Origin of the sequence: Floccifex sp. (assembly GCF_051873495.1) — a bacterium.
Lineage (GTDB): Bacteria > Bacillota_I > Bacilli_A > Erysipelotrichales > Erysipelotrichaceae > Floccifex.
Window position 1 is genome coordinate 1 of record NZ_JBJEEX010000013.1, and the last position, 17232, is coordinate 17232.

A 17232-nucleotide genomic window follows, 5' to 3' on the forward strand; every position below is an offset into this window, starting at 1 on the left:
TGTGCTTCGATTGGTGTTTTTTATCAACATTGGTGTATTAATTTTCTAATGTATTTTAACATAAAATAATCTATTATCATTTTTTAGCGATGAAAAGTGCGTATTTCACCATTAAAATCTAGTTTTAGTTTTTTATCTGTACAAGAAATGATTTTAATAATGGGTATCGAATCTTCCGTTGTTTGTTCATAGTTTAAATAAATTGTATTTGTTTTTTCATCATATGTATATGAATCACATAAATCCGAATCATTCACTGGATTTCCACATCCACAAAAATAAGAGAAGCTCCCATCCAATCTGAATTCAATTGTTTCCGTATCACAGTCACTTTCTCGTTTCCAACTAATATTTCGAAAGTCACAAGAACCATTTGTACAACTTATTAAAATCAGGCACATGAGTGTTAATATAATCTTTTTCATAATTTTATTATCTATTATTTCTTATTTTTATCAACAAAAAAACTTATTTAGTGAAAACACCAAATAAGTCTTAATTTTTATTTTCGAATTGTTTTTGGTTTCGCTTTAGTTAATAATACTACACTTTCAATATGATCCGTTCTAGGGAACATATCTACTAAATCCACTTTATTTGCGAGGTATCCACAGCGTCTGAATTGTTGTAGATCACGCATTAATGTTTTAGGATCACATGAAATATATAGAATTTTCTTTGGTGATAATGCACATGCACTTTCTACAAATTCTTTTGTTGTTCCTTGACGAGGTGGATCTAAAATAATGGCATCATATTTAGTATGATGTTTTTGAGCTTCTTTCATGTATTGAGTTGAATCCATTTGCACAAAATTAATGTTGTTCACCTTATTTTGTTTCGCATTTTTCTTTGCGAAATAAACAGCTTCTGGATTTCTCTCTACACCTGTTACTTTTTTACAAGAACTTGCCATTGTTAAGCCAATCGTACCTGTTCCACAATATGTGTCTAATACTGTTTCATTTGGTTCTAAATGTAATTTAGTTTTCGCTAAATTATATAGAAATTCACATTGATCCGAATGAATTTGATAGAAACTATCATATCCAAAAGAAATTTTCATTCCACATAATTCATCTGTAATGTATCCATCTCCATATAAAACAATTGATTCATCTTGAAGAACAATACTTGTCTTTCGTGAATTTATATTTTGAACAATTGTCTTAATTTGTGGGAACTTACTCGTTAAAGCATTCACCATATTACGTCTTGATGGGAACATTTTTTGACTCGTAACAAAAACAACCATGATTTCATCTGTTTTATGGGCATAACGAATTAAAACATGGCGTAATAATCCTGTTCCTGTTCTTTCATTGTATAGTTCGATTTTCATTGATTGCATCATCTTGGTAATTTCATTAATGATTTCGTTTACGATATCTGGATGCATCAAACAATTTTCACTATGGCAAACACGATGTGAATGAGCTGCATATAATCCTGAATAAATCACACCTTTATCTTTGGCAAATCCAACGATTACTTTATTACGATAGTGTGTATCTAATTGAGCTTGATATATGTCATCTATTTTTATTTTTAAGTGGTTTTGTTCAATTAAACTTTGAACATATTCTTTTTTCTTATTAAGTTGTTGTTCCATACTTAAATTTAAATAAGAACATCCACCACATATTTTTGAAACTTTACATTTCATGTAGAAATTCCTCCAGTTCATTTTTCAAATTCAAAGGTTGTTTTAGATGAATTCCATAGAATCCTACTTGCATAGCCGCTTGAACGTTTTCTATTTTATCATCGATAAAAACACTCTCTCGAGGATTTATTTTATATTTTTCTTCTAATTGTGTAAACATTTTTTTATTTGGTTTCACAATTTTTTCTTGAAATGAATAGATTCCTTTTCTTGTCTTCAAAAAATTAAAATTCTCCATCAAATATAAATAATTGTATTCAGGTATATCCGATACAATGTATTGATTATATTGTTGTAGTGAATTAATGTATTCTAAATTTTCTTGAATTGGGATTACATATTCTACCCACTCATTCATTAACTTTCGAATCCATTGTTCGTATTGAGGATATGTTTGTATTCCTTTTTGTATCATTTGTTCATTAGTAAGTATGCCTTGATCATAGATTTGCCATAGATTACTTTCAAAATAAAAGGAATACAATTGTTTTTCAATCAATTCATCGTGAATCATCTCATTTAAAAATGCTTTGGGATTAAATTGTACAAGGACATTTCCTAAATCAAATACTATGTTCTTTATCATGATTCGATTATAACATAAAAAAGGACTCTTATTCAGAGTCCTAAAAATAATTCAAATTAATTCTTATTTTTTGAATTCTACATCAGCTAAGTTGTAGAAAGTTTTATCTCCTAAGTATTGAGCGATATTAGCTGTACCACGTTCATTTAATTCGTCTTCGATACGGATTAAACGGTTGTATTTAGCAATACGGTCTGTACGAGATAATGATCCAGTTTTGATTTGTCCTGCATTTAATCCAACAGCGATATCAGCGATTGTTGAATCTTCAGTTTCTCCTGAACGGTGAGAAACGATGCAAGTGTATCCGTGTTTTTTAGCCATTTCGATAGCATCGAATGTTTCTGTTAAAGTACCGATTTGGTTAACTTTAATTAAGATTGCATTAGCAATTCCTTTTTCGATTCCTTCGTAAAGGATTCCAGGGTTAGTTACGAATAAGTCGTCACCAACTAATTGTACTTTTTTACCTAAACGGTCAGTCATACGTTTCCATCCATCCCAGTCGCTTTCTGCTAAACCGTCTTCGATTGAGATAATTGGATATTTTTCTAACCATCCTTCGTACATATCAATCATTTCATCAGAAGTCTTAGTTCCTTCTCCTGATTTAACTAATTCATATACACCTTTTTCTTCGTTATAGAATTCACTTGAAGCAACGTCCATAGCGATTTTCATGTCTTTACCTGGAACATATCCAGCTTTTTCCATAGCTTCAACTAATAATTCTAATGGTTCTTCGTTTCCGTGAACACATGAAGGAGCGAATCCACCTTCGTCACCAACGTTAGTGTTGTATCCTTTAGCTTTTAATACAGATTTTAAAGCGTGGAAAGTTTCAGCAGCCATGCGGATTGCTTCTCTTTCTGATGTAGCACCAACTGGCATAATCATGAATTCTTGGAAGTCTACAGTTGAATCGGCATGTGATCCACCGTTGATAACGTTACACATAGGAACTGGTAAAGTTTTTCCGTTGAATCCTCCGAAATAGTTGTATAAAGGCATTCCATAGTAATCAGCAGCAGCTAAAGCAACAGCCATAGAAACACCTAAAGTAGCGTTAGCTCCTAATTGTTTTTTGAAAACATCTCCTCCACCTAATTCTAACATTTTAGCATCGATTAAGTTTTGAGAACGAGTGTCCATACCAATGATGGCTGGAGCAATAATGTTGTTAACATTGTCAACAGCAGTTAAAGTTCCTTTTCCTAAATAACGAGATTTATCTCCATCACGTAATTCTAATGCTTCTCTAACACCAGTACTAGCTCCACTTGGAACCATTGCACGTCCATAAGCACCAGATTCAGTTGTTACTTCTACTTCTACAGTTGGATTTCCACGTGAATCTAAGACTTCACGAGCATATACATCAACAATAATAGGCATAATTAAAATATCCTCCTTTTAGCCTTAAGCTATAAAAATAATATCACTAATCACTGTCTCTTTCAACAAAATGAGTTTAAAATGGACTGAATTTCACCTTCATTTTCATCCACAAAAACAAAGCGATATCCTTTAATTCCTAATTCTTTATAAAAGTCTAATTTGTACATTTCATCACATGCTTCTTTTTCAAATAAACGCATATGACAGCTTCCATCTCCTAGACAAAGCAAATGAGTTTGATCTTTACAAACCAATTCAAATTGATGTGTATGACATAAACTACATTGCGTACGTGAACCATCTTTCAAACATGTATTAACGGGACAATAATTCATTGTCATTAATCTTCTTTTTTGATAAATGGTTTTAATCACAGGCGCATCAAATCCATATTGTTTTTTAAAAGAAGCTAGCATCAATGAAAGACGATGATCATCAACTTCATCACTCACAACGATATTTTCATATCCTAAACTCATCAAAGCAGCAATGGCATAGGAATTCGTAACATTCATAGAATCAATGATTTTTCCTTCTCCTAAATGAGCAACCACATCACCTTGTACTTCCGTAATATTTCCTTTTTTCATTGTAAATGGAAGTAATTCAGAAACAATGATTCCATCAAAGTTCGTGTATTGATTTTTCGTTTGAATTTCCATTATATTATTTACTTTTTCAACAGGAGATAAATTTACATTGTATTCTTTTTCCACAATTGGTTTTAATTTCGTACGCTTTTCTTTCAAAGCATCTAGTACATCTCTTCGTAATTGATTGATATCTGAAATAGAGAAATAAATATCAGGTTCTAAATCAAAAGACATATTCTTAAAAACAGCCCATGAATCTTTTGTCTTCATAAATTGTTTTGTAATAACTTCATCATTAGTAGCACGATTCATTGCTTTGACAGCTTTACTTTGCGTACGACAAGTCACAACATTTTTTCCATCACTGGCAATGCATTCTAATAAATCAGATACACCATAACAAGTAAATTGTGCATCTATAGACACTTGACGAGAGTTTTCTTTTAATTTTGTATTTACTTCTTGTTCTAATTTAGAGTCAATTGTCTTTTTTATGACGCTTCCCACTTTAACGTGTTTTAAATCATCAATCATACAAATTTTATGGGCATCTACATGATTTGTTAACTTTCCAGATTCATCGTATAAAAAGTTAATTCGACATCCTTGTTGGTTACCATTATATTCAAAGCGAATTCCATCATTTTGATTTAATTCTTTATTGATAGACATTACAATTTTTTTATTTTTGATTTTTATAACTTTTCCAATTTCAATTCCCGCATGATTACTTGATTTATAATTCATTAATTGCGATCCAAAATCATTATATGTATGCCCATATGTATGTCCTCTATTAAAAGAAACATTCAATTTTTCTAAATCTTCTTTCGTAATTTTTTGTTTATCAACAGCTTTACGAACTAACGAAACCGATTGATAAACATATTCTTTTGATTTCATGCGCCCTTCAATTTTAAGAGATACAACACCAATACGAGCTAATTCATTTACTTTTTGAATCAAAGAAATATCTTTCGGACTTAATAAATACTCACCGTCTGTTTCTACTTGTTTGCCATCTTGTAATAGTTGATAAGGCATTCGACATGGTTGGGCACACATTCCTCGATTACCTGAGCGATTGTATTTAAAGCTTGAAAAGTAACATTGTCCAGAATAACAAATGCATAAAGCACCGTGAACAAAAACTTCTACTTCAATTCCTGTTTTTACACATGCTTCAATGTCTTCAATCGATGTTTCCCGAGCTAATACAACTCGTTTTACTCCTAATTTTTTTAGTTGCTCCATCATTTCAGGTTTAGAGACACTTAGTTGCGTAGATGCATGTAACTCTAGTTCAGGTAAACGTACATGCAAATAATGAATAAAACCTAAATCTTGAATAATTAAAGCATCTACATTGTATTCATGTAATTGTTTAGCACATTGATAAGCTTGTTCAAATTCGTCTTCATATAATAGCGTATTCATTGTGATATACACTTTTACACCATATAAATGACAATATGCGATCATTTCTTTGGTTTGTTCCATAGTGAAGTTTTCAGCATATGCTCGTGCTCCAAAATTAGGTAAAGCAAAATAGACGGCATCACATCCGGCTTTAATGGCAGCCTTCAATGCTTCTTCATTTCCTGCGGGTGCTAATATTTCTGGTTTCATACTTTCTCCTTTAAAAAAAGGGGCATTTACCCCTTTGAATTTTGATAATATTTTTGAATAGCTTCAAATGATTCTTTTGATAGAACATGTTCAATTCGACAAGCATCTTCTTGCGCTATTTCTTTAGGAACGCCCATAGACACTAACATTTCTTCAAAAAACTGATGACGGTTATATGTTTCCTGAGCTATTTCTCTTCCTTTTTCAGTAAGCGTAATAAATTTATTCGCATCCAATTCAATAAGCCCTTGATTCACCATCAATTTCACAGCATGAGAAACGCTTGGCTTTGAAAAGCCTAAATAACTTGCGACATCTACGCTACGAACGCGGTCAATGCATTTACTCAGTACTAATATAGATTCTAAATAATCTTCTAATGATTCACCTATTGTATCTTGTCTCACTTTTCTACCTCTTTCATATATTCTAAACAAGCAAGAATCTAAAGTCAATCAAAATACTTTTCCATAAAAAAAGAAGAAAACCCGTCAAAAACAGATTTTCTTTCTCTTTTCACTAATCAAAAGGAATTGGTGTTAATCCCCAGATTTCTTCTGCATATTGTTTGATTGTACGATCACTTGAGAAGTATCCAGATTTAGCAATGTTGATTAACATCATACGAGCCCAATTTGAACGATCACGATATTTTCTATCGATTTCTTCTTGTGCTTGAATGTACGACATGAAATCACCTAATACGAAGAATTCATCATTACGTAACATTAAATCATTATAGATTAAACGGAATTCATCTGGGTTTGATGACCAAACTCCATTACGTAAAGAATCAACAACTTGACGAATTTCTTCGTGATTATTGTAATAATTCCATACATTATATGAGTTTTCATGTTTCATATGATTGATATCTTCAACACGGAAACCAAAGATTTGGGCATTTTCGTATCCAACTTGTTCAACGATTTCAACATTGGCACCATCTAATGTACCTAAAGTTAATGCACCATTCATCATGTACTTCATGTTTCCTGTACCACTTGCTTCTTTACCAGCCGTTGAAATTTGTTCACTTACATCAGCTGCGTTTAATAAGATTTCCGCAACAGATACAGAGTAGTTTGGAATAAATACAACTTTTAAGTATTTATTTGTTTCTGGATCGTTATTAACTTTATCAGCAACAATGTTAATTAATTTAATAATTTCTTTTGCTAAAGCATAACTTGCAGCCGCTTTAGCAGAGAAGAAATAAGTACGTGGATAAATTCTATAAGAAGGATCTTTCTTCATCTTCATGTAAGTATGCATTACTCCGAAGATATTTAACAATTGACGTTTATATGCATGTAAACGTTTTGCTTGGCAATCGAAAATAGAATTAACATCAATTTCGATTCCTAATTCCTTCTTAACATAATCAGCTAAAATCTTTTTACGTTCTAATTTAGCAGCCATAAATTGATTTTGAACATTTGTATCATCTACATAGTTCATTAAATCTTCTAATTTAGCTGGATTTGTTTTAAATTCAGGTCCAATTGTATTTTCAAGTAATTGTGTTAATTGTGGATTTGAGTACAATAACCAACGACGATGTGTAATACCGTTTGTTTTATTATTGATTAATCCAGGATAAATTTGTTCAAAATACTTAAATACATCATCTTTTAAGATTTGTGAATGTAAAGCAGCAACCCCATTTACACTATGACTTCCTACGATTGCTAAATGAGCCATATGTACTTGACCATCTTTCAAAATAGAAACTTGATTGAAGATTCCACATAATCCTTTATGATCTACATAGAATTTCCATCTTCTTTCAATTTCTTCAATGATCATATAAATACGTGGTAATAAACTACGTACTAAATTTTGATCCCATTTTTCAAGTGCTTCGGCCATAACAGTATGGTTTGTATATGCTACTGTTTCTCTTACGATATCCCAAGCTTGATCCCATTCATAATTATAATCATCCATTAAAACACGCATTAATTCAGGAATAACCAATACAGGGTGTGTATCATTTAACTGAATTGCAACTTTTTCACCTAAATTATCTAATGTTTTATAGCGTCTTAAATGTTGACAAATAATTGAATTCACTCCAGCACATACAAAGAAATACTCTTGGCGTAAACGTAATTCTTTTCCTTTAGGAGTAGAATCATCAGGATAAACATTAGCTGTTAACTGATTAACATCATCTAAGTAATCAAATAATGATCCAGCTAACGCAAAATCTTCATCTACTTCTGCATCCCATAAACGTAATGTGTTAGTTGTTGTAGTATGATATCCAACAATCGGTTCATCATAAGGAACCGCTTTTACAACTAAACTAGGATTATATTTTTGATGGAATTTTCCATATTGATCCATATAAGCATCAATTGTTCCACCAAAACGAACACGAACAGAATGTTGAGGTTTCCATACTTCCCAAACGTTTCCGTTTTTCAACCAGCAATCAGGAACTTCAATTTGTTCATTGTTAACGATTTTTTGTTTAAATAAACCATAATGATAACGAATACAGTTTCCATGTCCTGCGTAATTTAATGAAGCAAGTGAATCCATGAAACAAGCAGCTAAACGACCTAGTCCACCATTTCCTAATCCGGCATCACTTTCTTTTTCTTCCATGTCATTAATGTCTATTCCTAAATCGCCTAAACCTTCTTTAACAACATCATACACTCCAAGATTCATTAAATTGCTTGTCAACAAACGACCCATCAAGAATTCCATAGAGAAATAGAATAATTGTTTGGTTTCTGATTTTTTAACTGCATTTTTTGTGGCACGCCAATTTTCACTAGCATAGTCACGTACCATGTGTCCTAATGTTAAGTAACGTTCTTCTGGATATGTATCTTCAAAGTCACGTCCATAAGTATTTGACACATTCGCTTTAAAAGCCTCTTTAAAAGCTTCTTTTGATTCAAAGCAATTTGACATATAAATATCCTCCAATTAAAAAAAATTATACCTAACATTATTTCAATCTTCAACAAAATGCCCAAAAAATCGCCAAAAATCACAAAAAATCAAAAAAATTATTTAATTTTTACAAAGATGTAATCGCTTTCATTTCTTTATTTTTTCGATTGGGTATTGCCATACATATCCATACTCATATTTTGCTTTAATATATGGCTTCCCTTCTTCTCCATGTAATAAAGCTTGATTGGTTCTTTTAATGTGTTGATTCAAGTTATTTTCATCAATACAGCGAACACGTTTTCCATCCGATTCTAAAATACGAATTAAAGAATCACGTCGTAATGTTCCATCTTTTGCCAGCAATAAACTTTCCAAAATAATGTAGCAAGAACGTGGGATATTTATAATTTTACCTTTTTTCAAAACTGTATGACTTGATAAATGAACTTCGATATCCGCACTTATAATCGTATCAAATCCATTATTTGGCAAAAATTCACCATCTGGATTAATAGCGATAAATTTGTTGGAATAAGCAACTGAGCTTTCTGATATAATGCATTCCATCTTACTGATTGGGATATTGCAATAAACAACATCATTTTCATCTACGCGAAAGTTTTTTTGATGATCGCGAAAAATAATTTCATCTAATAAATTAGCATCAATTTCTAAACATAGTTTCTTTGTTTTTTTCATAACATACCTCTCATGACATTAGTATGCCAAATAAAAATTACTTAAGAATGACAAATTCACAATTTACCACTTTATTGTAACAATTGACTATGTTTTTTTAATTGATGCTAAATTTTATTATTTACTTTTATAATATTGACCTAATCCGAAAACTTAAAAACCTGTTCTCCATCTTTTGTAACCAAGTATTTACCCCTTGCCAAGTATTCAATATAATCTGGATTTTCAAGATTTTCTTTGGTCTGTTCTAGTTCCGCTTTACGCGCATCCAAAGCCTGAGACTCTTTTTCATTTTCTTCCATGCTCAGACGAATCTCAGCCGTTGTTTCTAATTCTTTAAAACTACTGTAAAGCATGTAACCCGCACCTGAAAGCAAAATAGTGTAAACCAATAACATTTTAAGTGTTAATTTTTTCTTCTTTTTTGTTTTCATACAAATACCCCCTTAGTATATGTACTCTATTCATATTTTACATGTTCTAAGATTATAAATTCAATAACATTTAACAATATTATTTTATTTTTTCACATATATAGCTAAAATCGCAATGTCGCTTGGATTAATACCCGAAATACGACTTGCTTGCCCTAACGTCATTGGTTGAATTTGAGATAACTTTTGTCTTGCCTCTAGTGATAAATTATCCATATGTTCATAGTCCAAATCCTTAGGTAAACGAACTTCATCCATCTTTTGAAGATGTTGTGCGTCCCTTTTAGCTTTATCGATATATCCTTTGTATTTTACTTCAATTTCAATGGCTTTATTGATTTCATCATCAAATTCAACACCTGTGATAGACGATAAACCTTTGATTGTCACTTTAGGACGTTTGATTAATTCAAGTTCACTGCACCCTCTTGATAAAGATTCAAAACCAAGATTTTGAAGATATTCATCCACTTGTTGTGAAGGCTTAATGTGTACTTCACTCAATTGTTCTTTTGCCTTTTCTATTTCTTCTTGTTCTTTGACAAAGTTTTGATAACGCTGTTCACTAACCAATCCAATTTCATATCCTTTTTTCAATAAACGTTGTTCCGCATTATCATGACGAAGAAGCAAACGATACTCTGCTCGAGATGTTAACAAGCGATATGGTTCATTAGTTCCTTTCGTTGTTAAATCATCAATCATAACGCCAATATACGCTTCATCACGACGTAGCACAAAAGGTTCTTTCCCATCAATTTTTAAAGCCGCATTCGCACCGGCCATTAATCCTTGTCCAGCAGCTTCTTCATAGCCACTTGTTCCATTAACTTGCCCAGCTGTAAATAAATTTTCCACAACTTTATTTTCCATCGATGGCTTCATTTGAAGAGGATCAATGGCATCATATTCAATCGCATATGCATATTTTTTAATTACACAGTTTTCTAATCCAGGCAAAGAATGCACCATATTTTCTTGTACTTCAATAGGCATGGAAGTTGAAAAACCTTGAATATATGTTGTATCCAATGATTTAGACTCTGGTTCAAGGAATAATTGATGTCTTTCTTTGTCCGCAAAACGAACAAGCTTATCTTCAATACTAGGACAATATCTTGGTCCTACTCCTTTAACTAATCCAGAATACATAGCTGAATCCGTTAAGTGTTCATTAATGATTTTATGTGTTTCAGGTTGCGTATAAATTAAATGACAGACACTTTGTTGTTCAAAAGGAAGTACATCTTCTTTTTTCGTTGTTTGTGAGAAACGTAAAAATTCATTCGTACCTGGTTGTGGTTCTGTTTTTGAAAAATCAATTGAATCCGTTAAAACGCGTGCAGGCGTTCCTGTTTTTAAACGGAATGTTTTAATACCTGCATCACGTAAACTCTGTGAAAGAGTATTAACCGTAATTTGATCTTCTGGTCCTGAACTAGTAGCTGTATGCCCACGTAAAATTGTACTTGTCATGTAAGTACCAGTTGTCAAAACAACCGTTTTCGATTCAATTTTTGTACCATCTGTACAAAGAACCCCTTTAGCCTTACCATCTTCAATTAATACAGAATGAACCGCTTTTTCAATAACCGTTAAATTAGGTGTATTTAAAAGCACTTTTTTCATTTCTTTTTTGTATGCTTCTTTATCACTTTGAACACGCATAGACCATACACCTGGTCCTTTAGTCGTATTCAACATTTTAAATTGTAAAGCCGTTTTATCTGCAACAATTGGCATAAGCCCACCTAACGCATCGATTTCTCTGACAACAATTCCCTTCGCCGGTCCTCCAATACTTGGATTACATGGCATTGATCCTGCCATATCGATATTTAGTGTTACAATACAAGTTTTCTTATTCATTCGACTAGCGGCCATACAAGCTTCAATACCTGCATGCCCAGCTCCAATTACTAAAACATCAAACATATTTTATGCCTTTCTCAATAATTTATTTATTAATTCTTTTACATCCACATGGAATACAACATTAGGAAGATGAAGTACAATACTCAATCCAACAAACGTAGCAACACTCACAAGTCCATTAATGCACATATAGATAAAACTTGTGATTCTTCCACAATCAACACCACCAATGCCAATCCAATTTAAGAACATTGATACCAATCCCATCATAACAACACAAATTAAAACACGACTTAATACCCAGAATGCTTTTTTAAATTTAACTTTATAAACTTTTTTAATTTCACGTAAGTTAAATACAATTAAGTATCCATCCCAGATTACACTTGAAATAACTGAACCAGCAAATCCAAATAGTGCAATCAGAGGAATAATTGTAATTCCTTTCATCACGGTAGAAAAAACAAGTCTCTTCAAATAATTTTTTCTTAACTCCAATGCCATCATCATATTCGTAACAACCGGAGCAAGGGTACCTAAAAAAGCTTCTAAACTAAGCCATGCCAAAACATAGGCTGCCATATTTAAGTCTTCGTTATAAAATAAAGTATAATTTATTGGTTTAGAATATAAGAAAATACAGAAACAAACAGGAATTCCAATATATAAAATAATATTTACGCAATCAATAATATCTTTACGAATTAATTTATAATCTTTTTTTGTGAGTGCTTCTGTTATATGTGGAATAATAGCCGCTGTAAATCCCGGAGCTAAAATCATAGGAATGGCAGTGATTTTTACTCCTACATATGTGGTAGCCGAAATAATAGTTGTAATCGTTTTAGAAGCATAATCATGTAAACGTAAACCAATAGGAAGTAAAATCGCATTATAGATTTGTTGGCTATATCCTAAAATTGATGTAAACAAATAAGGAATAGAAAGTGTAAAAAATTCTTTAAATAATGTTTTTCTATCAACTCCATCACTTTTTTGTTCAGCCGCAACTTGTTCAACTTCCCCTTTTTTCTTTTGATCAAAACGATAAATTTGTGCAATACCTGCAATTGCAGCTACTGAAGTAGATAAAACCGAAATATAAAGAGCATATTTACGATCTAATCCAAGGGCATAAACAACAATACAAGATCCAATTAATAAAAATCCAACTCTAAAAACTTGTTCAAATGCTTGTGAAAAAGCATATTCTTCCATTTCTTTTAAGCCTTGATATAAACCTCTATAGGCTGAAAGAATAGGCACCAGGAATACAGCAATAGCCAATAAACGAATCGTGTTGGTCATAACATCGATGTTTTCTTCTACCATAACAGGAGCAATTTTCCCTGCCAGTAGCATCAACAACATCATTCCTAAGAATCCTGTAATCGACAAAAACAATAAAGCAATTTTTTTAACAGAAAGAATCGATTTGGCATCTTTTAATACACTATATCGTGCAACCAACGTTGCGATAGCAAAGGGAAAACCCGCTGTAAATACCATTAATACATATGAATATATATTATAGGCTTGGCCATAAATACTCATGTATGCTTCATTTCCTAGTATCGATGAAAAAGGAATCGCATAAACAATTCCAATTAACTTCGCAATGAATAATCCACCAGTACCAACCAAACCACTTAAGATAATTGATTTTTTAACGTTCGAATTATTTTTCATATCATTTCTCCTGTTTGCTTATTATAGCACAAAATTTACTTCGATAATGATATAATGTAACCATGAAACAGATACAATATTTTCAAACTGGCCCAAAAGCCCGTGAATTAGATTCCCAATCCATTCAACAATATAATATTCCTTCACTAATTTTAATGGAACAAGCAGCTAGTGAAAGTGCAAAAATCATAAAACAACAGATTTCTTCCCATCAAAAGATATGCGTCTTATGTGGTCCCGGAAACAATGGAGGAGATGGCTTAGCCATCGTTCGTAATTTATTAAAAGACGATATTCAATGTGATGTTTATATTCCAAACATTGATAAAATGTCACATGACGAACAAATACAATACCATGCACTTTCTTATTATTCTTTAACTTATATTGATGAAACCCATAATTTTGATGAATACGATGTGATTATCGATTGTTTATTTGGAAATGGTTTATCAAGAAACATAACTGGCATTTATGAACAAATCATAAATAAAGTCAATCAATCAAATGCCTATGTAATTTCAATTGACTTACCAAGTGGTATTGAAGCAACAACTGGAAAAAAATTAGGATGTGCTATCAAAGCAAATTTAACGATTGCTCTTGATTGTTTTAAAGAAGGTCATTTTATTAATGATGGATATATTTACAGTGGAAAATGTGTATGTGTGGATATTGGTATTCCTCATTCTTTACATACACAATATATAATCAATGAAGCACTTGTCACTAAACTTTTACCACAGCGAAATGACAACTCACATAAAGGTACATTTAAAAAAGCCCTTATGATTGGAGGAAGTCTTTCTATGCAAGGAGCTCTTTGTCTAAGCGCAAAAGCTTGCTATCGAAGTGGCATTGGAACATTAACAGTAATGATTCCTGATGTAATTTATCCAGTTATTGCTGGAAAAATGGATTTTGCGATGACTATATGTCGAAACAGTTTAAATGGTTATTTTTCGAATGCCCAAGATATGGAATTAGAGCCATATCAAATTATTGCTATTGGAAATGGTATGGGAAGAAACAAGACAACAATTGAAATGGTACATAAAATATTAGAAACAGATAAACCTGTTATCTTAGATGCCGATGCTTTATGGGCAATCCAAAACCATGAAGAATGGTTAAACCGTAATGCCCCTACTATTTTACTTCCTCATATTAAAGAAATGACATATTTAACTTCTTATTCCGTTTCACAAATACTTGAAGATCCATTTAGAATTATAAAAGAATTTTCTAATGTTCATAAAAACTGCATTACGCTATTAAAATCAAATATATCAATAGTTGGTTATCAAGACGAACTATATGTTTTAAATCAAGCGAATAGTGCCCTTGCCAAAGGTGGAAGTGGCGATATTCTTTGTGGAATTGTAACAGGTTTATGTGGTCAAACAAATAATTATATTAGTGCAGTGGTAAGTGCATGTTATGTACACAATCAAAGTGCTAATCTAGACCTTGATTGTGCTAGTGTAATGCCAGACGATTGTATAAACAATATTTCTAATGTCTTAATGACACTACGAAAAAAGGTGCTCTAAAATGAGCACCTTTTCTATAATATTTGAAATTGAATATAGTAAACATGAGGATGAAACATTTTCGTATTAAAACCATAAGCGCAACAATTATCCATTTCTCCATCCCAATCATTGTTCAAAACATCTAATAAAGATTCTATTTCTTGCTCAGTTAAAACAGCTGTTCCAAAGAATTCCAAACAATGACAAAGAGATGGTTGTTCACGACTTGGTGAAAAAGAGAAGGCAGGGCAAAGAAGATTAAGTGCATTTTTTACATCCTGCACAATTTGTTCATCTTCTCGATCTACAACAACATGTAAGCGTGTATTCATTATTGGGCATCCAATACATAGCGACATAATTTTTTCAAATTATCATCATTTGATAAAGTAATTACTTTGCCTAATCCCAAATTTAATGCCGCAATCACAATTTTGTCATTTTCCACAGCCATATTTAAAGTTCCAGTCGCATTCACATAAAACACATCAAAAATATAACTAGTTTTAGAACCATCTTCTTCTTTTTTTCTTAAGTCAAAATGAAAATCATCTTTATTTTTTAAAATGATACGAACTGCTCCTGCTCCTGATGATGGAATTGGTTTAGCCATAGATATTCCTCCTATTTTCTATTTGATTCATAAGTTACTTGAATACCTAATTGCGATAAAGTATTTAAGTCCACTTCTGATAAATCACATGTAATATGAGCTTGTAAACCACGTAATTGATTCAAACAAGAAAGTGCTTTGGCTGCATTTTCATTTACTTTTGCACTAATTGCCAACGCAATTAAAATTTCATTCGCATGAAGACGTGGATTTACGCTTCCTAAGTATTCTGTTTTTAAACCTTGGATTGGTTCAATTAAATCTGTTTGAATTAAATGAACATCTTGTTCAATATTAGCTAAATATTTTAATGTATTAATCAAAACAGAACTACAAGCTCCCATTAAATCTGTTGTTTTACCTGTAACAATTGTACCATCATTACATTCAATTGCACCACAATATACTTTACTTTGTTTTTCCATTTCATGTGCTTTGGCAACACATTTACGATCTTCTAAAGTAATATTGGCTTTTTTAAGAATCAATTGTTGCTTATTAACTTCGTTAATATCACACAATTCATTACAGTAACGATTAAAGCTATCATAATAACGACGAATAATTTCTTGTTTTCCAGCTTCACGAACAACTTCATCATCAATAATAGCACTACCAATCATGTTAACACCCATATCAGTAGGAGAAGCATATGGGCAACTTCCATAAATTTCTTCAAAAATATTTTTTAAGACAGGAAAGATTTCAATATCACGATTATAATTAACTGTAATTTTGTTATAGGCATTTAGATGATATGGATCAATCATATTAACATCATTTAAATCCGCAGTAGCCGCTTCATAGGCTAAGTTACTTGGATGATCTAATGGTAAATTCCAAATAGGGAATGTTTCATATTTCGCATAGCCAGCACGGATGCCACGTAAATGTTCATGATATAACTGTGATAAACAAGTAGCCATTTTTCCACTTCCAGGACCTGGTGCAGTCACTACCACTAATGGACGTGTTGTTTCAATATAATCATTTTTTCCAAATCCATCTTTAGAAATAATTTTTTTAGAATCTGTTGGATATCCTTCAATTGTATAGTGATGATATACTTGAATATTCATTTTCTTTAATTTATTTTGAAATTGTGTAATAAGTTTACTAGGAGAGTATTGTGTAATAACAACACTACTAACATATAAACCAATACGACTAAATTCATTAATTAAACGAAGCACTTCTTCTTGATAAGTAATGTTTAAATCTTTACGAATTTTATTCGAGTTAATATGGCTTGCGTTAATCGCAAAAACAATTTCAGCGTTATCTTTAATTTGAAGCAACATTTGTAGTTTTGAATCTGGTTTGAATCCAGGTAAAACTCTGGAAGCATGGTAGTCATCAAATAATTTGCCACCAAATTCCAAATATAATTTGTCTCCAAACTGAGAAATACGTTCCATAATGCGTTGTGATTGTAAAGTTAAGTATTTTTGATTATCAAATCCAATTTTGTTCATAATAGATAGTCTCCATAAATTCTGTTATATATTTTACTTGCATTTTAAGAATTATCAAGATTTAAACATAAAAAAAAGGATCCGGCAACGTGCTATGTTCGCAGGGGCAAGCCCAACTATTTTC

At 31.8% G+C, this 17232-nt stretch carries 15 protein-coding genes; 1 reads left to right on the plus strand and 14 read right to left on the minus strand.

Annotation, left to right across the window (positions count from 1 at the left end; translation table 11 throughout):
* Positions 1 to 83: 83 nt before the first annotated feature.
* The 11 genes from ACI313_RS00970 to ACI313_RS01020 all read right to left on the minus strand — a co-directional run bounded on the left by ACI313_RS00970 (position 84) and on the right by ACI313_RS01020 (position 13485).
* Positions 84 to 425: a hypothetical protein gene (locus tag ACI313_RS00970; RefSeq protein ID WP_320608495.1), complete on the minus strand. Its 342-nt coding sequence runs from the start codon at positions 423 to 425 to the stop codon at positions 84 to 86.
* Positions 426 to 502: 77 nt separating this feature from the next.
* Entirely contained in the window at positions 503 to 1666 is a 1164-nt protein-coding gene (rlmD, locus tag ACI313_RS00975) for a 23S rRNA (uracil(1939)-C(5))-methyltransferase RlmD (protein ID WP_439755067.1), read from the minus strand.
* Positions 1656 to 2252, minus strand: coding sequence for an HAD-IA family hydrolase (locus ACI313_RS00980; RefSeq protein WP_320608497.1), 597 nt, complete (start codon positions 2250 to 2252; stop codon positions 1656 to 1658). The genes rlmD and ACI313_RS00980 overlap by 11 nt, the downstream gene beginning before the upstream one ends.
* Before the next feature lie 63 nt (positions 2253 to 2315).
* Positions 2316 to 3647, minus strand: coding sequence for a phosphopyruvate hydratase (gene eno, locus ACI313_RS00985; protein WP_320608498.1), 1332 nt, complete (start codon positions 3645 to 3647; stop codon positions 2316 to 2318).
* 62 nt (positions 3648 to 3709) lie between these two features.
* A complete protein-coding gene (locus ACI313_RS00990; protein ID WP_320608499.1) occupies positions 3710 to 5872 on the minus strand; it encodes a peptidase U32 family protein in 2163 nt (720 codons plus the stop codon).
* Positions 5873 to 5898: 26 nt separating this feature from the next.
* Positions 5899 to 6279: a metal-dependent transcriptional regulator gene (locus tag ACI313_RS00995; RefSeq protein WP_320608500.1), complete on the minus strand. Its 381-nt coding sequence runs from the start codon at positions 6277 to 6279 to the stop codon at positions 5899 to 5901.
* A 112-nt stretch (positions 6280 to 6391) separates the two neighbouring features.
* Positions 6392 to 8803, minus strand: a complete 2412-nt coding sequence (locus tag ACI313_RS01000) for a glycogen/starch/alpha-glucan phosphorylase (RefSeq protein WP_320608501.1) — start codon at positions 8801 to 8803, stop codon at positions 6392 to 6394.
* Between the two features lie 129 nt (positions 8804 to 8932).
* Entirely contained in the window at positions 8933 to 9487 is a 555-nt protein-coding gene (locus ACI313_RS01005; protein ID WP_320608502.1) for a hypothetical protein, read from the minus strand.
* Positions 9488 to 9627: 140 nt separating this feature from the next.
* Positions 9628 to 9921, minus strand: a complete 294-nt coding sequence (locus ACI313_RS01010) for an FtsB family cell division protein (RefSeq protein ID WP_320608503.1) — start codon at positions 9919 to 9921, stop codon at positions 9628 to 9630.
* An 84-nt stretch (positions 9922 to 10005) separates the two neighbouring features.
* The gene (gene mnmG / locus ACI313_RS01015; RefSeq protein ID WP_439755068.1) at positions 10006 to 11856 is read right to left on the minus strand and encodes a tRNA uridine-5-carboxymethylaminomethyl(34) synthesis enzyme MnmG; all 1851 of its coding nucleotides are present in this window, start codon (positions 11854 to 11856) and stop codon (positions 10006 to 10008) included.
* Positions 11857 to 11859: 3 nt separating this feature from the next.
* Positions 11860 to 13485, minus strand: a complete 1626-nt coding sequence (locus ACI313_RS01020) for an oligosaccharide flippase family protein (protein WP_439755069.1) — start codon at positions 13483 to 13485, stop codon at positions 11860 to 11862.
* 62 nt (positions 13486 to 13547) lie between these two features.
* Between ACI313_RS01020 and ACI313_RS01025 the strand changes: the two genes are divergently transcribed.
* Positions 13548 to 15038, plus strand: a complete 1491-nt coding sequence (locus ACI313_RS01025; RefSeq protein WP_439755070.1) for an NAD(P)H-hydrate dehydratase — start codon at positions 13548 to 13550, stop codon at positions 15036 to 15038.
* A gap of 14 nt (positions 15039 to 15052) precedes the next feature.
* On the opposite strand, the gene ACI313_RS01030 is transcribed toward ACI313_RS01025, so the two are convergent.
* Genes ACI313_RS01030 through ACI313_RS01040 form a run of 3 tightly spaced genes read right to left on the minus strand, consistent with a single transcriptional unit; the run spans position 15053 to position 17108 of the window.
* Positions 15053 to 15352: a hypothetical protein gene (locus tag ACI313_RS01030; protein ID WP_439755071.1), complete on the minus strand. Its 300-nt coding sequence runs from the start codon at positions 15350 to 15352 to the stop codon at positions 15053 to 15055.
* Entirely contained in the window at positions 15352 to 15633 is a 282-nt protein-coding gene (locus ACI313_RS01035; protein WP_320104450.1) for a hypothetical protein, read from the minus strand. Before ACI313_RS01035 ends, ACI313_RS01030 begins: the two co-directional genes overlap by 1 nt.
* Positions 15634 to 15644: 11 nt before the next feature.
* A complete protein-coding gene (locus tag ACI313_RS01040; protein WP_439755072.1) occupies positions 15645 to 17108 on the minus strand; it encodes a DUF1846 domain-containing protein in 1464 nt (487 codons plus the stop codon).
* Positions 17109 to 17232: the final 124 nt, after the last annotated feature.